Here is an 18944-nt window from a genome sequence, read left to right as displayed (position 1 = left end):
TAAATTCAGCTCTTTTTTTACGTAGTTAATGAATAAATGAGTTGAAATCGTAATGAGATGAATAAAGTTTTAACGTATAAAAAAATTTCACGATTCGCTCCCCCTTAGGTTATTAAAAAGGGTATATTTAAAGGGAAAGGAAAAAGAACACCTAGACATACTGTTTAAGGTGAATTAGTAATAGAGTCAAAATACATAGTAAGGATAGTGGCATTTTAGATTAGGATAATAGATTTTTCTGGAACAAACTTAGGCGATTATGAATTTTTTAATTAGTAAGGAAGTGGTTAAATGAGCTTATTAACGTATACTGAAGAATTTTTTAATTATGTAAGAGAGTTTTTACTTTTAAGATTTTTACTATTTGCTTTAGTTTTAATCATTATTTCTTTTGTAATAAACCGTATTATTGATTGGTTTTTTAGGAAATCAAGCTTTTTTGATGAAGAGGTAGAGCAGACGATTCAAAGTGTAATTCGATCTATTTTTAGATATATCATTATCATCAGTCTTATCATATATTTAATTAGCCAATTTGTAGATATAAAAAGTATTATTGCAGGTGCAGGGATAGCTGGAGTTGTCATCGGTTTTGCTGCACAACAGATGCTAAAAGATGTTATATTAGGCTTTGCAAGATTAGCGGACAAAGAGTTTCGGGTTGGTGATTTTGTAACTTTTAACGGAACAAATTCAGGAACTATTGAAGAGATTAGTATTCGTTTTATGCAAATTCGTGAATGGTCAGGAAAACTACTTACCATCCCGCACGGAGAGATTAGAACGATACAAAATTTTAATAAAGGATGGATGCGTGTAATTGAACGCATCACGGTAAGTTATCAGGAAGATCCAACAAGAGTGAAGGAATTGTTAGAAGAAGTATGTGTTATATGCAATGAAGAATTGAATCAAACTCTTTATAGAGTAGAGGATGAGGCTGTTGAACCATTTAAATACGTCGGTGTTACAGACTTAAATCCTAACTTGAAATATGTTGGCTATGAATTTTGTATTACAGGTTTAATAAAGCCAGAAGATTATTTTGAAACTTCTAGACAAGTAAGATTTGAATTAATGTCTATGTTCCATAAGAATCAAGTGCAAATGCCAGCAGCGAATATGGTTGTTACTACTGAAGGTTTACAGCATATCCATGGTGGACAATCTTTATCGGACAGCTAAAGTAGAATCGTTTGTTAACAAAAATTCTGCTTCCAACATTGGATAGAATAACAATAATAAAATGATTGATATAAAGAAAGGGCTGAAGGAATTCGGTTCTTTTTTTATTTATAGAATTTAGAAATTTCTTAATGTTATAATTGTAGTTGGTGATGAGAATGAACTTTGAAGAAAAAGAGATGCGTCGTTTAGAAGCATTAAAAGAAATTGCTGAATTATTAAATGAAGCAACAAACTTACAGGATATGTTAGAAAAAGTGTTGCATACATTGTTACAAGTAATGAATTTACAAACAGGGTGGATATTCTTTATTGATGAAAGTGGAAAGCACAGCATGCTTGTAGACGAAAATTTACCAGAGGCTCTTACGTGGCAAAAGAAGAAGCCGATGTGTGAAGGAAACTGTTGGTGTGTAGAACGTTTTGTGAATGGGAGATTGGAAAAAGCGACTAATATTATTGAATGTAAGCGAATAGAAGATGCAATTGAATGTAATTGGGGAGAGACAGAAGATGTTACACATCATGCGACAATTCCGCTTAGGTCTGGATCAGAAAAATTTGGTCTACTAAATGTGGCTGCACCTCATAAGACTCATTTTTCTGAGGAAGAGTTAGCGTTATTAGAATCAATTGCATTTCAAATTGGAACGACAATACAACGTATTCAATTAGTTGAGAAAGAACGTAAATATGTAGTGGTAGCGGAAAGAAATCGACTTGCACGTGATTTACATGATTCAGTAAAACAATTGTTATTTTCTATTATGCTAACAGCGAAAGGTACTCTGAATATGACGCAAGATAGAGAATTGCAAGAGATGTTAAGTTATATTGGGGAATTATCACAAGAAGCATTACAAGAGATGACGCTATTAATTTGGCAATTAAGACCTGAAGGATTGGAGAAAGGATTAGCAGAAGCAATTCAAAATTACGGGAAGTTATTAGGAGTTCAAGTGGAAGTTCGAATTGATGGGATGGTTTCAATTGGGGATGAAATAGAAGAAGTTTTATGGCGTATTAGCCAAGAGGCGCTACATAATTGTAAAAAGCATGCTTCGTGTGAAAAGGTACATATTCTTTTGAAAATAGAAAATAATCAGTTACATTTTTACATAGAAGACAATGGAATAGGATTTATACAAGAACAAGTAAGGGAATCAGCACTTGGCCTGAAAAGTATGAAGGAACGTATTCAGTTAATGAAGGGATCGTTTCAAATTATAACAGAGCTGAAAAAGGGTACAAAAATAGAAATTCAATTGCCGATTTGAAGGGGAGAATAAGGTTGAAGATTAAACTGCTACTAGTTGAGGACCATCATATCGTTCGAAGAGGACTTGTATTCTTTTTGAAAACGAGAGAAGAATTTGAAATTATTGGGGAAGCGGAAAATGGCGAAGAGGCATTACATTTCATGCAAAAAGAAAGACCAGATGTCGTACTAATGGATGTATCGATGCCGAAAATGGATGGAATTGAGGCAACAAAACGTCTAAAGCAATATGATGAGACAATAAAGGTACTTATATTAAGTAGTTTTTCAGAGCAAGATTATGTTATACCAGCACTTGAAGCTGGAGCAGATGGTTATCAATTAAAAGAAGTACAACCTGAGCAACTTGTCGCTTCTATTATTGCAGTACATCAAGGAAATGCGAATTTTCACCCGAAAGTAACACCTGCATTAATGGGGCGTTCTGCAGTAAAGAAGGAAGTAGAAAATCCTTTTTCAATGTTAACGAAAAGAGAGCAAGAGGTACTTCGCGAAATTGCGAAAGGAAGAAGCAACAAGGAGATTGCAGCAGAACTTCATATTACAGAACAAACTGTGAAAACACACGTTTCAAACGTTTTAGCTAAATTGGAAGTGGATGATCGTACGCAAGCCGCATTATACGCAGTGAAACATGGAGAGAATTATTCATAAGCATGAATAATTCTGTTATATCGTATGACAGAATACATAGGAGCAATTAAAATTTATAGTAATCCCTAATATAGGTTTTTCTTCTTTCGATAATTAGGTACAATAAAGTGAAACTCTAATCAGTGGGGGACCATCCCCACTGATGATTAGTTTAACTAATCGGTTTTTACAGGATAAAGCTACGATGGAAGGGGAGGATATGCTATGCCTGGTACAAGAAGTGGGATTGGAAAGATTCAGGCTTCGTTAAATGGTTTATCACCGAAATTGCGAAGTATTGCCGAACATATTTTGAAACATCCACAAGATGTTGTACATAAATCTATTACAGAATTAGCTGAAGTTACGAATAGTTCCGAAGCTACGATATTCCGCTTATGTAAAAACCTTGGTTTGCAAGGTTTTCAAGATTTAAAGATTACATTAGCTCGTGAAATTGTACATACACCGATGCAAAATATTCATGAAGAAGTATCAGCAGAAGATAGTATGGTAACTGTTGCTAAAAAAGTTTTTCATTCGCATATTACAGGACTGCAAGATACTTTACATTTGCTTAATGAAACGGCACTTGAGCAGGCTGTACGAGCCTTACAAGAAGCAAGTCGAATTGAGTTTTATGGAAATGGTGGCTCTGGTATTATTGCAATGGATGCGTATCATAAGTTTATGAGAACGGGTATTTCTTGTATCGCTCATACTGATTCGCATTTTCAAATTATGGGAGCAGGTTTACTCTCAGAAAATTCAGTTGTTATTGGTATTTCTCATTCTGGTAGCAATAAAGGATTACTTGAAGCGTTAGAAGTAGCGAAAGCAAGAGGAGCCAAAATTATTGCGATTACGAGCTATAAGAAATCAGCATTAAGTCAACTTGCTGATATAACGTTATATACATCAACACGTGAGACTGAATTCCGCACAGAAGCAAGTTCATCACGATTAGCACAGTTAAGCTTATTAGATACTTTGTATGTAGGGTTGTCGTTGCAGCGACAAGAGGAAACTCTAAAAAATTTACAAAGTATACGTGAAACGATTTCGATGAAGCGAATATAAAAAAAGCTCTTCAAATGAAGAGCTTTCAGACTGTAGACAAACTATTTTTGGAGAGTTCAAATGCTAAAAATAGTTTGTTTCTTATTTTAGGGATAATTTATCCAATGGAATTTATATGTAGTGCTTTCTATACTATAATTTACTATAAGTGAGGAAGATGTCTTATGAAAATATCTGTTTATGTTGCAAGTGCATTTAGCAAGGAGCATAAAGGCGGAAATAAAGCAGGAGTGGTATTTATTGAGAATACAAATACATTGACCACTACTCAAAAAATCGAAATAGCCAAACAACTGGGTTATGCGGAAACCGCATTTATATCAGAATCTGAAATTGCTGATTATAAATTTGAGTATTTTACTCCAAAAGAAGAAGTTGATTTATGTGGTCATGCCACAATTGGCTCTTTCGCGATACTGATGTATTTAAATAAACTTTTCAGGAATCGCTATACGATTGAAACGAACAGCGGTGTTCTTACTATCACTATAAAAGATGACATCATATTCATGGAACAAAATAAACCGAGATTCTATGATGTTGTATCTCCAAACGAGTTCATCGACTGTTTTGATAGTAAAGATATAGACAATAAATACCCAATTCAAATTGTCTCCACTGGCTTAAAAGATATTTTAATTCCTATAAAAAGCGAAATACAATTACATGCACTGCAACCTAATTTTGAAAAAATTAAAGAAATCAGCAAGTATTATAATGTTGTCGGGATGCATTTATATACTTTTAATGACAATCGAATTATATGCAGAAATTTTGCTCCACTATACGACATTAATGAAGAAGCAGCGACTGGAACTTCAAACGGTGCATTAGCTTGCTATCTTTATGAACAGCACTATTTGCAAAAAGAAGTCTATGTATTTGAACAAGGTTATTCTTTACACTCGCCTTCCGAAATATTAGTTAAATTAGCAACCAATAGCAAGAATAAAATAGAAAAAGTTTATGTTGGTGGCAAAGGCTATTACTGTGAAACTAAGTGTTTAAATATAGAAAATATTGAGTGAAGAGCTTTTTTATCGATGAGAAGTTTGTTACTTTATTTTCTTTTAGAAATGTATGACTTACTTATAGTCAGTGATAAACTCTCATTTTTAAAAATTTAAAATAAAGACCGATTTATGTAATAATTCAAATATTGTTCATAATTTCACAAATTGTTTATGAAGTGTCATGTTATGATGAAGATGTAATGATGATTGAACACTTAAATTTGGTACAATAACTAGCCAAAGTAGTGAAGAAAGTAGTTGTGAGATAAACTCATTAAAATGCTAAAACACTAAAGGGGAGATCATATATGAAAGCAGTAGTGGTTAATAAAAACAGCAAAGCAAACATCGAAGTGATTGAAAAAGAATTACGTCCGTTACACTCAGGTGAAGCGTTAGTAGATGTAGAGTATTGTGGAGTTTGCCACACTGATTTACACGTTGCGAATCATGATTTTGGTAACACTGATGGCCGTATTCTTGGTCATGAGGGTGTAGGTATTGTTACGAAAATAGCTGATGATGTTACTTCACTAAAGATAGGTGACCGTGTAAGTATTGCATGGATGTTCCAATCTTGTGGACGTTGTGAATATTGCGTAACTGGTAGAGAAACATTTTGCCGTGAAGTTAAAAACGCTGGTTATTCAGTGGATGGTGGTATGGCTGAACAATGTATCGTTACAGCTGATTATGCGGTAAAAGTACCAGAAGGATTAGATCCTGCTCAAGCATCATCAATTACTTGTGCTGGTGTAACTACATATAAAGCTATTAAAGTATCAGATATTAAACCTAGTCAACCTATTGTAATCTATGGCTGCGGTGGATTAGGTAACTTAGCTATCCAATATGCTAAAAATGTATTTGGTGCAAAGGTAATCGCAGTAGACATTAATGACGATAAATTAGCCTTAGCGAAAGAAGTTGGTGCTGATATGACTATCAATCCAATTTCTCAAGGTCCTGCTGATAAAATTGTGCAAGAGAAGTTTGGTGGCGCTTATGCTGCGGTAGTAACAGCAGTCTCTAAAGTAGCCTTTAACTCAGCAGTTGATGCAGTACGTGCTTGCGGTAAAGTAGTTGCAGTAGGGCTACCAGTAGAAACAATGGACTTAAACATCCCACGACTTGTACTGGATGGAATTGAAGTAGTTGGTTCTCTAGTTGGTACTCGTAAAGATTTGGAAGAGGCGTTTATGTTTGGGGCAGAAGGAAAAGTAGTGCCGGTTGTTCAAACTTGTTCGCTAGATAAAGTACAAAATGTATTCGAAGAAATGGAACAAGGTAGAATTCAAGGGCGTATGGTAATTGATTTTAAAAAACATAATTGTGATTGCAAATAATTCACTTTAAATATAAAAAACATGAGTCTAGCAAAGGACATGTAAAAAAGTTAGACAGCATAAGAAGATGATCCCTATATTTAATAGGGATCACCTTCTTTATTTTCTACTAATATCGATGCCAATTAATACTTCATTAATGAGAAATGATTAAAGGTTTACTTTATTTGCAAACGAAAAGGAATCTTTATGTTTAACAAATTTTTTATGATCTGGAACGTTTTGAATTGCTACAATTTGCGAATCTCTTGCTTTCAGTGCATCTTGAATCCCGATGGTCATAAGCTTAATAAATAGAATCGTAATAAAGAATGAAGCGAGAGTATAAAAAATAATCCACCATGAAAGATTCATTTCATTACGATTTAATCCAATAAGACCTGCCCAATCATTAGATAGAGAAACAGGTTTGAGCACTCCGTCATAGAGTTCACGCATTTGTATGCCGCCAATTACAATGTTAAGCAACGCTAAATGGATAACGAGTATGAGTGTTTGGACGATATGTTCCATAAATAATACAAATAAGCGGTCAAGTAATAAGACTCGTAAGTGTTTTTTTATAATATGAAAACGACTAGCCCCCAGTAATTGTGAACTTAAGATGTAATCTTGTTTCATAAATTCATCAACCTCTGAGGATATGTATAAAGAAAGTGTAGGCAGAGCGACGAAAATAAGTACGAGTACTTGATAAAACGTAAATGAAATATTTGGATCTACCCCATCAGCATTTGATGTGATTATAATATTAACGGGCGTGATGAGTATGAATGCGATAAATAGAGTTGGAATGTAATAAAAAACTTCTGAGCATGACTGGAAAAATCTCTTGAGTTTTGGAGCAAATAAACTTAAGAGGATTCCTATACATGTTCCGCATAAAATTCGAAAGAAGCTAATTGCCATGGCTAATAAAATAGTGAATTTTGCTCCTTCTACAATTTGTAAGAAAACAGACTCTCCAAAACGATCAGATCCAAAAGGTGGAATTAACGATGGCGGAAAGGGGGCCTTTCCAAGTAATTCGTTATTGTCATTGTAAAGTAACTGAGGAGGTTTTGGGATGTTATCTTTAAAGAACCAACTATAAATAAAACTAGCTGAAATAAGTATGAATAGATAAGTAAAGCCGATTAAAAAGCGTTTTGATTTCCAAATAGATTTCATAATGATACTCCTTTCAATTGCTTTTTCCATCTATTCATCATGAATGAGACTATTTGGAAAATAGCATAAAATGGTAAAATAATCATAACAAGTATGATAAATGCAGCTGGAGGTGAAACAAACGCCTTATTAAATAAAAATTGAATAATGCCTTCCATATTAAAAACAAATTCTAAAATGAATAAATTAGAAAGTAAGAAAACAAAAATCGTTTTTAGATGGTGGAAGAAGTGGATAGATATATTTTTGAATAAATGAATGCATAGTATATAACTTGATGAAAGGCCTTTTCCATATGCAACCTCTACGTAATGTTTTCCTTGCTCTTCTTTTATGTATAACACCATCATCCGAAACATTTGTAATGTAGGTAAGACAGCTAATGATAAAATAGGGAGTAAATAAGCTCGATTGTCATTAAAGGAAATAATAGTGACAGGAGATTCCCCAAATTTCTGAAGTACCCATATGAAAAAAATTTGCAAACAAATCATCATCATCATATCAGGGACAGCTTCTAATATGAACACAATTCGGTTTATCCATTTTTTTATATAATCTTTTGCTAAAAAATAAAAAAATGCCATGCTAGATGATAAAAAGAGAGCAAGAAAAAAGGCTAAAAATAATATAGTAAATGAATATAGGTAAGGTTCTAAAACAGTTGGAAATAATGGTGTTTTTTTGAAATGGCCAAACTTCGGGTCTGATCCTATAATCACTAATGATTCAGGGGAAAAAACCTGTTTTAACATAGTAACGGTCTGATTAAAAAAATAAATTGGTTGAAAGGTAAATCCTTGTTGAGTGATAAATAAATAAGGTAAATTTAATAATAGTAAGAGTGATAAAAGAATTGATGAAAGCTTAATTGTGAATTGAGATATTTTATTTAACATTAAATCCCTCCGACATCTTTTTACAACATTATACAATAAATTTCGTGTTATTGTTTTTATTTTTCTGAAAAATAAAAATACTTTTCGATTTTATAGTATGCAAGATATATTTACAAGATAAAAAAGTGATAGTAGGGGGCCACGCTCTATGTTTATCAAGATAAAAGACTAGTGAACCTAAAACAATAAATATGAGTAAAATGCACAGAATTCTCATTCTGCGGTTAGTTACTTTTCTTGGCTTGATGGTGATGTTACGTGACCGCTAAAAATGAATATTGCTTTTCAACTTTTTCTTCAAGCAAATAAGTAGAACGTATGGAGGATTATGTATGTGTTGTTAATGAGAGGAAAGAGTGTATTGCGTAACGAATATAACGTAATTTTACCGCATGGAAAAGCTAAATTTAGTATATAAGTGAAATGGAATGAGGGGATTTATTTTTGGTATGAAAAAAATTTTCTTTTTATAACTTGATAAATGAAAAAATATTTTATATACTAATTCATGTAAACGGTTTACTAAATCGTATTTTGCTAGTAATGAAGGGAAGATTCGCATGGAAACAAGGGGGAGAGTAATCGGGATTGATATCGGTACCACAAGTACAAAAACGGTTGTGTTCACAGAAAAAGGAAAAGTCATTGCATCACATGCAATCGATTACCCAATTATTCAACCGAATGTAGGATGGGCTGAGCAAGATCCTGATGTAATATGTGCCGCTGTATACAAAAGTGTAAGCGTTGCCATTGAAAAAGGTAATGTATTACCAGAAGATATTTCTTCAATCGGTATTAGTACAGCTATGCACGCATTAATTGCAGTAGATGAAAATGGTGCGCCATTAACGCGTTCTATCATTTGGGCAGATAATCGAAGTACGAAGCAGTCAGAAAAATTATTAAAACAAATGAATGGGCATGAAATTTATAGACGTACAGGTACACCGATTCATCCGATGTCACCACTTTCTAAATTGTTATGGATGAAAGAAGAGGAACCAGAGTTATATACAAGTGCCTATAAATTCATTTCCATTAAAGAGTATGTGATTTACCAATTATTTTCACGCTACGTAGTTGATTATTCGATTGCTTCTGCTACAGGGTTATTTAATTTAGAAACATTAAACTGGGATGAAGATGTTTTAACTATGTTACATATGTCATCAGAAAAATTATCAACCCCTGTACCAACTACATATATTTTATCAGGTATGAAGCCAGAGTTAGCACAGAAGATGGGGATAAGTGCAGAAACACCAATTGTCATCGGAGCAAGTGATGGGGTTCTTGCAAATGTAGGAGTTGGTGCGATATCACCGGGTGCGGCTGCAATTACGATTGGAACGAGTGGTGCGGTTCGAACAATCTCATCAAATATAAATACAGATGAGAAAGGGAGAACGTTTTGTTACGCATTAACAGATGAGCACTGGGTAATCGGTGGTCCAACGAATAACGGCGGAATATTACTGAGATGGTTACGTGATGAATTTGGTAGTCCAGAGCAAGAAGTAGCAAGAAAGCTCGGCATTGATCCTTATGATTTATTAATTAAATATGCAGAAAGCGTACCAGCTGGAGCGGATGGGCTATTGTTCTTACCTTTCTTATCTGGAGAACGCGCACCTTACTGGAATGCAAATGCTCGTGGTACATTCTTTGGAATCAATCTTCAACATAAGCGAGAACATTTTATACGTGCAGTGATGGAAGGTGTTTGTATGAGTGTATATTCAGTAGCACTCGCAATCAGGGATTGTACAGGGCCACTTACTGAAATACGAGTTTCAGGAGGGTTTGCAAAATCTGCATTTTGGAGACAAATGTTGTCCGATATGATGGGAAAAGAATTGCTTGTACCTGAAAGTCATGAAGCATCTGCGCTTGGGGCAGCGGCAGTTGCTTTATATGCTGTAGGAAAAATTGATTCTCTTGAAGAGGTAAAGGATTGGATTGATATTGTCCATCACCATGTACCGAATAAAGAAAATACGGCTATATATTTAGAAATGTTTTATATGTATGAACGACTTTACAATCGCTTGAAAGAAGAATTTGATTGTATAGCTGCTTTCCAACGTAAACAATAGGGGGATTGGGAGAAATGGTAGTTGGGATCGTACTAGCGGCAGTTGTCATACTACTTTTACTTATTACGGTAGTAAAATGGCATCCATTTGTCGCATTAATTTTAACAGCAATTGGTGTAGGATTAGCAATGGGAATGCCTTTAATTGGAACTTCACCAAAAGATCCAGGGATTATTGATTCTATTAAACTAGGGCTTGGTAATACATTAGGGTTTTTAGCAATAGTTTTAGCACTAGGAACGATGCTTGGAAAAATGATGGCCGAATCTGGTGGTGCTGAACGTATCGCTAACACATTAATTAATCGTTTTGGGAAGAAACGAGTTCACTGGGCGATGATGTTCGTTGCATTTTTAGTAGGGATTCCGGTATTTTTCCAAGTTGGATTTGTACTATTAATTCCGTTAGTATTTACAATTGCGTTAGAAACTGGGGTATCACTTATTACAATTGGTATTCCGCTAGTAGCAGGACTGTCAGTCGTACACGGACTTGTTCCACCGCATCCAGCGGCAATGGCGGCAGTTGGTATTTTTAAAGCAGATGTAGGGAAGACAATTTTATATGCGTTAATTGTCGGACTTCCAACTGCAATTATTTCAGGTCCACTTTACGGGAAATGGATTGGTGCTCGTATACATAAGGAAGTACCATTAGATATAGCGGAGCAATTTGTTGAAAAAGATAATAAAAAAGAGCTTCCTAGCTTTTGGAATACATTGTTTACAATTTTACTTCCAGTATTTCTTATGCTTGGTGCATCAATAGCAGAAGTTGCATTAAATAAAACGAGTCAACTAGCACAAGTATTACACTTTATTGGAGATCCGATTGTGGCTTTATTAATTGCAACCATTTACTCTTTCTTTAGTCTTGGATATGCAAAAGGTTTCTCAAAAGATAAAGTGTTACAATTTACAAATGATTGCCTTGGACCTATTGCAAACATATTGTTAGTGATTGGTGCAGGCGGCGCATTTAATAAAGTATTATTAGATTCTGGAATTGGAACGACAATTGCAGATATGGCGAAAGAATCACATATTTCACCGATATTATTAGGGTGGGGAATTGCGGCACTAATCCGAATTGCAACTGGATCGGCAACTGTTTCTATGATGACAGCAGCTGGTATTGTTGCGCCGATTGCAGCAAGCACACCAGGTGTAAATGTTGAATTATTAGCACTTGCAACTGGTGCAGGGTCATTAATTTTATCACACGTGAATGATTCAGGATTTTGGATGATTAAAGAGTATTTCGGAATGACTGTGAAAGAAACATTATTAACATGGACTGCAATGGAGACTATATTATCTGTAGTAGCACTTGGGCTAATTTCGATATTAAATATATTTGTATAGAATAGGAGATTGATTAATATGAAACTAGGTTTAATTGGATTAGGAAAAATGGGATTTCCATTAGCTGAACACTTATATGAAGACAAGCATGAAATAGTTGTATACGATGTAAATAAAGAGCTTGTTGAAAAGGCAGGAAAACTAGGAATTACTGCACGTCATACATTAAAAGAAATGATTGCTGAACTAGAAGCTCCTCGTACAATTTGGGTAATGGTGCCTGCAGGAGAAGTTGTAGAGTCAGTACTAAAAGATGTATATCCATTATTAGATGAAGGTGATATCGTTATTGAAGGCGGAAATTCATTCTATAAAGATACGTTACGCCGTGCTGAAGAAGCAAAAAGCTTCGGATTACATTATGTAGATATCGGTACATCAGGCGGTGTAGAAGGAGCTAGATACGGTGCTTGCTTAATGGTTGGTGGAGAAAAAGAAATTTACGACCAATTAGAACCTTTATTTAAAGATTTAGCAGTAGAAAATGGCTATTCTTATGCTGGCCGTGTTGGTAGTGGTCATTTCTTGAAAATGGTTCATAACGGTATTGAGTACGGCATGATGCAAGCAATCGCTGAAGGATTTGAAGTACTAGATAAGAGTGACTTTGATTTCAATTATGAAGATGTTGCAAAAGTATGGGCTAACGGATCAGTTATCCGTGGTTGGTTAATGGACTTAACTGAAAAAGCATTTGCAGAAGATCCGAAACTAGATGGCATTAAAGGTGTAATGAACTCTTCAGGAGAAGGAAAATGGACTGTTGAAACTGCACTTGAACTTCAAGCTGCAGCACCAGTTATCGCTATGTCATTATTTATGCGCTATCGTTCTCAGGAAGATGATACATTCCATGGAAAAGTAGTTTCAGCATTACGTAATCAGTTCGGTGGACATGAAGTTGTGAAAAAATAAGGATGTTTTTAAAAAGAAACTTGTGTATAAGCGCAAGTTTCTTTTTTATAGTTTAAGAAATTACTAATTTAAAAATACCAATCAATCATCGTTTTTTTGTCACAAATGATAGCTTCAACGTTCATTGAATGAACAATATATTCTATATTTTCTTCTTTAGCTAATAATAAGGTTGTAAAGGAATCGTATATACTCATAAACGCATACTCATTATCTTCGCCAGTAATAATTAACTCATTATTGCTAATGTCCCAAATATCTAATGGAGTAGTATTATTTACCTGTAATAATCCGTTTGTATCAAGAATTGGTTCAGAGAAATATAGATTTTTTGCACCTTTAGAACCGAGGAGTTTAAGTAATTTGTGTAATAAAAATATAGACGTATAATCTTCTGTTGGATAATAAAGATCTTTTTTTAAGTTTGAATGTAGCTTTTCAGCTAAATCCTCTCTTTTATATTCTTCTGAAAGGGCACTAATGGAAGTCAACATGGCCATTGCTAGGTCTGCGTATGAATGTAATCCACTACAAGACATCATTTCCTTCCAAGAAACGGATTTCCCATTATAAATGATTTCTTCAGCGCTAGGATAGATGTGCTCATATGGTCTTTTTCTCACAGACTTTTCCCATCCTAAAGGCATTTGGATAAAAGGATGTAGCAATATAGCTGCAGATTTAAAGTTTCTTGGTAGTTGTTCTAAAATTGGTGATTTGTCATCTAGCCAAATGTAATCCAACAAAATATAACCTCCTCTTAGACTTTGAAATGTACGGATTCCCGTATTATGTTTTTTGTATTGATTGTATCAAATATAAAGCGAAGCATGAAATATGTCCCCACATAAAAGTAAGAATAAATAAAATGAAGTTTTCATAAATAGTAAAAGGGTGCTTATGTCATCAGTATAGCTAAGAAATGTTGTTACATATGAGAAGAGCGTGTTAATAAAATATGAGGTGGTTAAATGGGAAATGAGCAAGTGAAGTCTGTAAAGGAAGAAAAAAAGTTATGTCTTTGTATGATCGTTAAAAATGAGTCTAGAATTATGGAAAGATGTTTAAATGCAACAAAATCAATTGTAGACTTTGTTTCTATTTGTGATACTGGATCGACGGATAATACGCCTGAAATTATTGAAAATTGGTGTAAGGAAAATGAGATACCTGGGACGGTTCATCATGAGCCGTTTAAAAACTTTGGTTATAACAGAAGCTTAGCTGTTTCGTTAGCGCAAAAAACATACCCAGAAGCAGATTATTTATTAATATTAGATGCGGATATGATTTTAGAGGTTGATCCGAATTTCGATAAAACGAGCTTAACGGAAGATCATTATCTTACATTACAATATGATGTTCATATTAAATATTGGCTTACGCGTCTTTTAAAAGCTTCTTTACCATGGAAATCTGTCGGTGTTACTCATGAATATTGGGATATAGATCGTTCAAAAGTTGGAGCGAATTACAATACGAGGGTAGCTCGGTTAGAGACTCTTGTCGTGAATGATCCCGGAGATGGCGGGAGCAAAGCTGATAAATTTGAAAGAGATGAGAGGTTGTTGTTACAGGGAATAAACGACCCAGAAACAACGCCAGATTTGCATATAAGATATTTATTTTATTTAGCTCAGACTTATTTTCATTTAAGTCAATTTGAGAATTCAATTAAATGGTATAAAAAACGTGTGGAAGCAGGAGGATGGGTTGAAGAGGTATTCTATTCGTTATTGCGAATAGGATTTTGTTATGAGCAGTTAGCAAATCGTTCAGCAAATAAACAAAATGAAGTGACAGATGCTGATGAAAAAGAAACTGTTAAAGGGCAAGAAGAGCAATATTTAGCGTTAGCTGTTTTTTATTTTCAAAAAGCTTGGGAATATAGACCAACCCGGGCTGAACCATTATACCAACTTGCAAGGTTGTATCGATTACGATCTCAAAACAATATTGCTTTGATGTATGCTCTGCAAGGGAAGGAAATTCCTTTTCCAAAGGATGATCTACTATTTGTAGATTATCATGTGTATGATTACTTATTTGACTATGAAATTTCTATTAGTGCTTTCTATATACCTCATAAAAAACATTTAGGGGCGGTGTCGCAAAAGTATTTGGAATCGATAAAAGAAAAGATTCCATTTCATATAGCAAATATAGTAGAGAATAATGCGAAATTTTATTAAATACATTTTCGATTAAAGGAGTAGTGGAGTAATCATGGAATTAATACGATGGGCGATTGAACTAGGAGAATCGGTGCATGGAAATACGTATGAAGAATTGATGCCACTACTAGACTATTATTATGATCGTGATCATTTAAAAGCGTATTGTATCGCAAATCTTCTTTTAAACATGGATGTATTAGATGAGGACCGGGAAAGAATCGAATTAAGAAGATGCATCGCTGCTTATTATGCTGGATTATATAAAGTAGCAAGAAAACATGCAAATGAGTTGGTACTTAAACATCCGGATGTAGATCTATATAAAAATAATTTAAGATTAATGGAAGTTTATTTGAATAAAGAATATGATTATTGTCTTTTTATATGCCCAAAGACATACGGTAGTTTCATAGATGTTGCGCGAGCTTTAAAGTGGAGGTTGGAGCAGGAGGGAAATACAGTAATTATATCAGAAACAATACTGGAAAATGTAAAGAATACAGTTGTTTTTGGAGCACATACATATGCATATAACCCGAACCTTCTTCCGAAAGATGCAATTGTTTATAATTTAGAACAGCTATACGAAGGAAGTCCATATGCGCACCCCCTTTATTTAATATTATTAAAAGATAGAGTGATTTGGGATTATAGTAAACAAAATATAGAATGGCTTAAACAAAAAGGGGTAGGAAAAGAAATAAAACATGTAGAAATGAACTATGCTCCAACTTTGGAAATAAAAAAAGATGCGTTTGAAGATGAGATTATTGAAGATATTGATATTCTGTTTATAGGTGCTCTTAATCCGAGGCGACAAGCTATTTTTGATCATCTAAAAGCGATTGCCCCGAATTTAAATATAGTTTTTAAAAATAATGCGTGGGGAATTGTTAGAAATGAATTGATTGCTAGAGCTAAAATTATATTAAATATTCATTTTTATTTATCAGGAATTCTTGAAACACCTCGCGTGTCTTATGCAGTCGCAAATAAGAAATTTATTATTTCCGAAAATAGTAATCCAGAAGATGAGGTAGAGTGGCCAGGAATTGTGTTTACTCCGTACGAAAAAATAATTGAAAACGTAATGAAATATATAGAATTACCAGAAGAACGGAAAAGATTAGCGGAAAAAGCATATAATCATTTTGAAGCAAATGAAAGTTTAGGTACATTGAGCATGAGAGATGAAACAAAGTAATTGTACAAAACTCATACGAAAGTATGAGTTCTTTTTTGTTTATCATACTATTTTATGAAACAAGTTAACTCTTTATATTGTGTTTTGTATAGAAATTTCTGATAATATATAAGTAGAACTTGAAAACAAAGGGGAGAAATAATCATGAAACTAGTCGTTATTAACGGTACACCAAGAAAATTTGGTCGAACTCGTGTGGTGGCAAAATATATTGCGGATCAATTTGAAGGGGAATTATATGATTTAGCAATTGAGGAGTTACCTTTATACAATGGAGAAGAGTCACAACGTGATTTAGAGGCAGTAAAAAAATTAAAAACGTTAGTGAAAGCTGCGGATGGGGTTGTATTATGTACACCAGAATATCATAATGCGATGAGCGGTGCGCTGAAAAACTCTTTAGATTACTTAAGTAGTAGTGAATTTATTCATAAACCAGTTGCATTGTTAGCGGTTGCTGGTGGCGGTAAAGGTGGAATAAATGCATTAAACAGCATGCGAACGGTCGCTAGAGGTGTTTATGCAAATGCAATTCCAAAACAAGTTGTGCTTGATGGATTACATGTGCAAGATGGTGAACTTGGAGAAGATGCAAAACCATTAATTCATGATGTAGTTAAAGAATTAAAAGCATATATGAGCGTATATAAAGAGGTGAAAAAACAACTAGGAGTGGAATGATATGTCCTCACTTTATCATGATTCTCGCTTGTATTACATTCTAGGAGCCAATAGTCTATCTGCTATTGGTTCCGGAATTGTTATGATAACGATTCCTTGGCTGTTAATTAAAGAGAGTGGAGGAGAGACAACATTTGGTTATGTTTCTATCATTGCAACCCTCATTATGTTTTTATTAACACCATTCATTGGGCAAAGTATTGATCGTTTTTCAAGAAAATCTTTATTGCTATGTAACGAAGGAATCGGAATAGCCGTAATCGGAATAATGGTTATATGGGGATTTGCTGGGCAACCTTATCATTCTATTCACTATATTCTTATTTATATAGCCGGATCATTCTACTATTTATTGTTTTATCCTACAATATTTGCGTTCAACCAAGAGATATTTCAAGCAGAACATTATAAAAGTTTAAGTGGAACGATGGAAATACAAGGACAGTTAACACAAGTTATTTCTGGAGCGGCTGCGAGCTTCTTAATTGAAATTGTATCTTTGAGGTGGATTTTGTTAGTAGACATGTTAACTTTTGCTGGAGCATTTTTTCTTTTCTTATGTATACCGTACGTAAAGAAAAAAGAAGTGAAAAGAAAAATAACATTTAAGAAGCAATTGTTTGAAGGAATTCACTTTATGAAAAAACGTCCTAAGCTCTTTTGGTTCTTACTGGCCACTTATATGCCGTTTATAGGTGTTATGATGGCAAATTATTTAATACCAGTTTATATTTCGGATATACTTAAAGCCAATGCCTCTGTATACGCAATAGAGGGCACGATGTACGGTGTCGGAGCGGTTGTTGCAGGAATCTGTATTCCACTCATAATGAAATATGTAAAAACAGAAGTTTCAATCGTTATGACGATGTTCATTTATGTAATTTCAATTACCGCAATGATTATTGAACCTTCCGTAATTTTCTTATATGGACTTGCAATTTTTCATGCAGTTGGAAATGCGGGTACAAGAGTGGCGAGAAATGTATTGATGATGGAGGAAATTCCAAACGAAGTAATGGGACGTGTAGACAGCTTATTTCGCCTAATTGGTACTGGAATACGAATTGTATTATTAATGCTGTTTACAGCGGGTGTATCTAAAGCCGGAGTAATGCTTCCGTTTTACGTATTAAGCTGCATATTGATCTTCTCATTAGGAATCGCTATTTATTATGTACTATCACAACGTAAAGTAGCGGCGAATGTTTCTAATAAATCAATCGTTTAAAAAACACTTCTGCCGCCCTTTCTTTTTCTGTATAATAAAAAGAAAGGGAGTGCAAACTTATTTATGAACAAATGGATCTTTCTTATCATTTTATTATTACCGCCACTATACATCATTTATATGACGTTTAGAATGAACAAAGTTGCTCGTGAAAAGTTGAGCTATCACTCTCCGTACGTTCTTATACTGGGTGCAAAGTTATTTGGAGATAGACCGTCTTTATCTCTTCAAAATCGTTTGGATGTAGCGGTGGAGTATTTATTTTCCCATCCTAAAGCGAAAGTAATTGTTTCAGGTGGTCAAGGAGAAGATGAAGATATACCGGAAGCTCACAGCATGAGAAACTATTTAATGGTACACGGTATAGATGAGAGTCGTATTTTAATAGAAGATCAATCTACAAATACGTATGAAAACTTAAAGTTTAGTATGGATTTATATAATGTGAAACATGCAGTAGTTGTAAGTAATACGTATCATTTATATCGAACGAAAATAATTGCAAAGCGTTTAGGCATGAAGATGGAGGCACTAGCTGCTGAAACACCAATTCGTTCTAAGAGAAAAATGTATGTTCGCGAATATGCTGCTATTATGAAAACAATATTGTTCGACCGTTAGAGCTCAAATGTGAGCTCTTTTTTAATTTAAAAGCGTATCATTTGAAA

17 protein-coding genes are annotated in these 18944 nt (G+C 34.1%); 14 read left to right on the top strand and 3 right to left on the bottom strand.

Annotation, left to right across the window (positions count from 1 at the left end):
• The first annotated feature begins 291 nt into the window (after positions 1–291).
• The 6 genes from ACTFN4_RS18665 to adhP all read left to right on the top strand — a co-directional run bounded on the left by ACTFN4_RS18665 (position 292) and on the right by adhP (position 6536).
• Positions 292–1185 carry a mechanosensitive ion channel family protein gene (locus ACTFN4_RS18665; protein ID WP_000055427.1) on the top strand — a complete coding sequence of 298 codons (894 nt, stop codon included), beginning with the start codon at positions 292–294 and terminating at the stop codon, positions 1183–1185.
• A 179-nt stretch (positions 1186–1364) separates the two neighbouring features.
• Complete coding sequence (casK, locus tag ACTFN4_RS18660; protein ID WP_170879395.1) at positions 1365–2462, top strand: two-component system sensor histidine kinase CasK; 1098 nt, start codon at positions 1365–1367, stop codon at positions 2460–2462.
• Positions 2463–2476: 14 nt separating this feature from the next.
• Positions 2477–3118 carry a two-component system response regulator CasR gene (gene casR / locus ACTFN4_RS18655; RefSeq protein WP_000694623.1) on the top strand — a complete coding sequence of 214 codons (642 nt, stop codon included), beginning with the start codon at positions 2477–2479 and terminating at the stop codon, positions 3116–3118.
• A gap of 204 nt (positions 3119–3322) precedes the next feature.
• Positions 3323–4177 (top strand): MurR/RpiR family transcriptional regulator, encoded by an 855-nt coding sequence (locus ACTFN4_RS18650; RefSeq protein ID WP_001119646.1) that lies wholly within the window; start codon positions 3323–3325, stop codon positions 4175–4177.
• A gap of 164 nt (positions 4178–4341) precedes the next feature.
• Positions 4342–5205, top strand: coding sequence for a PhzF family phenazine biosynthesis protein (locus ACTFN4_RS18645; RefSeq protein WP_000704350.1), 864 nt, complete (start codon positions 4342–4344; stop codon positions 5203–5205).
• A 293-nt stretch (positions 5206–5498) separates the two neighbouring features.
• Entirely contained in the window at positions 5499–6536 is a 1038-nt protein-coding gene (adhP, locus tag ACTFN4_RS18640) for an alcohol dehydrogenase AdhP (RefSeq protein WP_000649120.1), read from the top strand.
• Positions 6537–6686: 150 nt separating this feature from the next.
• On the opposite strand, the gene ACTFN4_RS18635 is transcribed toward adhP, so the two are convergent.
• Positions 6687–7706: an ABC transporter permease gene (locus ACTFN4_RS18635; protein ID WP_000836565.1), complete on the bottom strand. Its 1020-nt coding sequence runs from the start codon at positions 7704–7706 to the stop codon at positions 6687–6689.
• Entirely contained in the window at positions 7703–8605 is a 903-nt protein-coding gene (locus tag ACTFN4_RS18630) for an ABC transporter permease subunit (RefSeq protein ID WP_439962665.1), read from the bottom strand. Before ACTFN4_RS18630 ends, ACTFN4_RS18635 begins: the two co-directional genes overlap by 4 nt.
• Positions 8606–9165: 560 nt before the next feature.
• On the opposite strand from ACTFN4_RS18630, the gene gntK reads away from it, so the two are divergent.
• Genes gntK through gnd form a run of 3 tightly spaced genes read left to right on the top strand, consistent with a single transcriptional unit; the run spans position 9166 to position 12983 of the window.
• Positions 9166–10704, top strand: coding sequence for a gluconokinase (gene gntK, locus ACTFN4_RS18625; protein WP_439962664.1), 1539 nt, complete (start codon positions 9166–9168; stop codon positions 10702–10704).
• Positions 10705–10718: 14 nt separating this feature from the next.
• Positions 10719–12068 (top strand): GntP family permease, encoded by a 1350-nt coding sequence (locus tag ACTFN4_RS18620; protein ID WP_000260208.1) that lies wholly within the window; start codon positions 10719–10721, stop codon positions 12066–12068.
• 18 nt (positions 12069–12086) lie between these two features.
• The gene (gnd, locus tag ACTFN4_RS18615; protein ID WP_439962663.1) at positions 12087–12983 is read left to right on the top strand and encodes a phosphogluconate dehydrogenase (NAD(+)-dependent, decarboxylating); all 897 of its coding nucleotides are present in this window, start codon (positions 12087–12089) and stop codon (positions 12981–12983) included.
• 68 nt (positions 12984–13051) lie between these two features.
• Here the strand turns inward: gnd and ACTFN4_RS18610 are convergent, their stop codons facing one another.
• Positions 13052–13729, bottom strand: a complete 678-nt coding sequence (locus ACTFN4_RS18610) for a DUF2711 domain-containing protein (protein WP_000888154.1) — start codon at positions 13727–13729, stop codon at positions 13052–13054.
• 225 nt (positions 13730–13954) lie between these two features.
• Between ACTFN4_RS18610 and ACTFN4_RS18605 the strand changes: the two genes are divergently transcribed.
• From ACTFN4_RS18605 to ACTFN4_RS18585, 5 genes are all read left to right on the top strand, one after another.
• Positions 13955–15175, top strand: a complete 1221-nt coding sequence (locus ACTFN4_RS18605; RefSeq protein WP_000526219.1) for a glycosyltransferase — start codon at positions 13955–13957, stop codon at positions 15173–15175.
• A 34-nt stretch (positions 15176–15209) separates the two neighbouring features.
• Positions 15210–16364, top strand: coding sequence for a hypothetical protein (locus ACTFN4_RS18600; RefSeq protein WP_000420431.1), 1155 nt, complete (start codon positions 15210–15212; stop codon positions 16362–16364).
• A gap of 144 nt (positions 16365–16508) precedes the next feature.
• Entirely contained in the window at positions 16509–17045 is a 537-nt protein-coding gene (locus ACTFN4_RS18595) for an NADPH-dependent FMN reductase (RefSeq protein ID WP_000780355.1), read from the top strand.
• A gap of 1 nt (position 17046) precedes the next feature.
• Positions 17047–18276, top strand: coding sequence for an MFS transporter (locus ACTFN4_RS18590; protein ID WP_439962662.1), 1230 nt, complete (start codon positions 17047–17049; stop codon positions 18274–18276).
• Positions 18277–18339: 63 nt separating this feature from the next.
• Positions 18340–18897: a YdcF family protein gene (locus ACTFN4_RS18585; RefSeq protein ID WP_439962661.1), complete on the top strand. Its 558-nt coding sequence runs from the start codon at positions 18340–18342 to the stop codon at positions 18895–18897.
• Positions 18898–18944 lie beyond the last annotated feature (47 nt).

Origin of the sequence: Bacillus cereus group sp. MYBK95-2 (assembly GCF_051915225.1) — a bacterium.
Classification (GTDB): domain Bacteria; phylum Bacillota; class Bacilli; order Bacillales; family Bacillaceae_G; genus Bacillus_A; species Bacillus_A cereus.
This window is presented reverse-complemented; position numbering and strand designations above follow the sequence as displayed.

Bases quoted from the DNA above. Each gene is read 5' to 3' on its own strand.
- ACTFN4_RS18590 (WP_439962662.1), top strand. From the start codon at position 17,047: ATGTCCTCACTTTATCATGATTCTCGCTTGTATTACATTCTAGGAGCC.
- ACTFN4_RS18630 (WP_439962665.1), bottom strand. From the start codon at position 8,605: ATGTTAAATAAAATATCTCAATTCACAATTAAGCTTTCATCAATTCTT.
- casK (WP_170879395.1), top strand. From the start codon at position 1,365: ATGCGTCGTTTAGAAGCATTAAAAGAAATTGCTGAATTATTAAATGAA.
- gnd (WP_439962663.1), top strand. From the start codon at position 12,087: ATGAAACTAGGTTTAATTGGATTAGGAAAAATGGGATTTCCATTAGCT.
- ACTFN4_RS18620 (WP_000260208.1), top strand. From the start codon at position 10,719: ATGGTAGTTGGGATCGTACTAGCGGCAGTTGTCATACTACTTTTACTT.
- adhP (WP_000649120.1), top strand. From the start codon at position 5,499: ATGAAAGCAGTAGTGGTTAATAAAAACAGCAAAGCAAACATCGAAGTG.
- ACTFN4_RS18595 (WP_000780355.1), top strand. From the start codon at position 16,509: ATGAAACTAGTCGTTATTAACGGTACACCAAGAAAATTTGGTCGAACT.
- ACTFN4_RS18605 (WP_000526219.1), top strand. From the start codon at position 13,955: ATGGGAAATGAGCAAGTGAAGTCTGTAAAGGAAGAAAAAAAGTTATGT.
- ACTFN4_RS18600 (WP_000420431.1), top strand. From the start codon at position 15,210: ATGGAATTAATACGATGGGCGATTGAACTAGGAGAATCGGTGCATGGA.
- ACTFN4_RS18650 (WP_001119646.1), top strand. From the start codon at position 3,323: ATGCCTGGTACAAGAAGTGGGATTGGAAAGATTCAGGCTTCGTTAAAT.
- ACTFN4_RS18585 (WP_439962661.1), top strand. From the start codon at position 18,340: ATGAACAAATGGATCTTTCTTATCATTTTATTATTACCGCCACTATAC.
- ACTFN4_RS18645 (WP_000704350.1), top strand. From the start codon at position 4,342: ATGAAAATATCTGTTTATGTTGCAAGTGCATTTAGCAAGGAGCATAAA.
- gntK (WP_439962664.1), top strand. From the start codon at position 9,166: ATGGAAACAAGGGGGAGAGTAATCGGGATTGATATCGGTACCACAAGT.
- ACTFN4_RS18635 (WP_000836565.1), bottom strand. From the start codon at position 7,706: ATGAAATCTATTTGGAAATCAAAACGCTTTTTAATCGGCTTTACTTAT.
- ACTFN4_RS18665 (WP_000055427.1), top strand. From the start codon at position 292: ATGAGCTTATTAACGTATACTGAAGAATTTTTTAATTATGTAAGAGAG.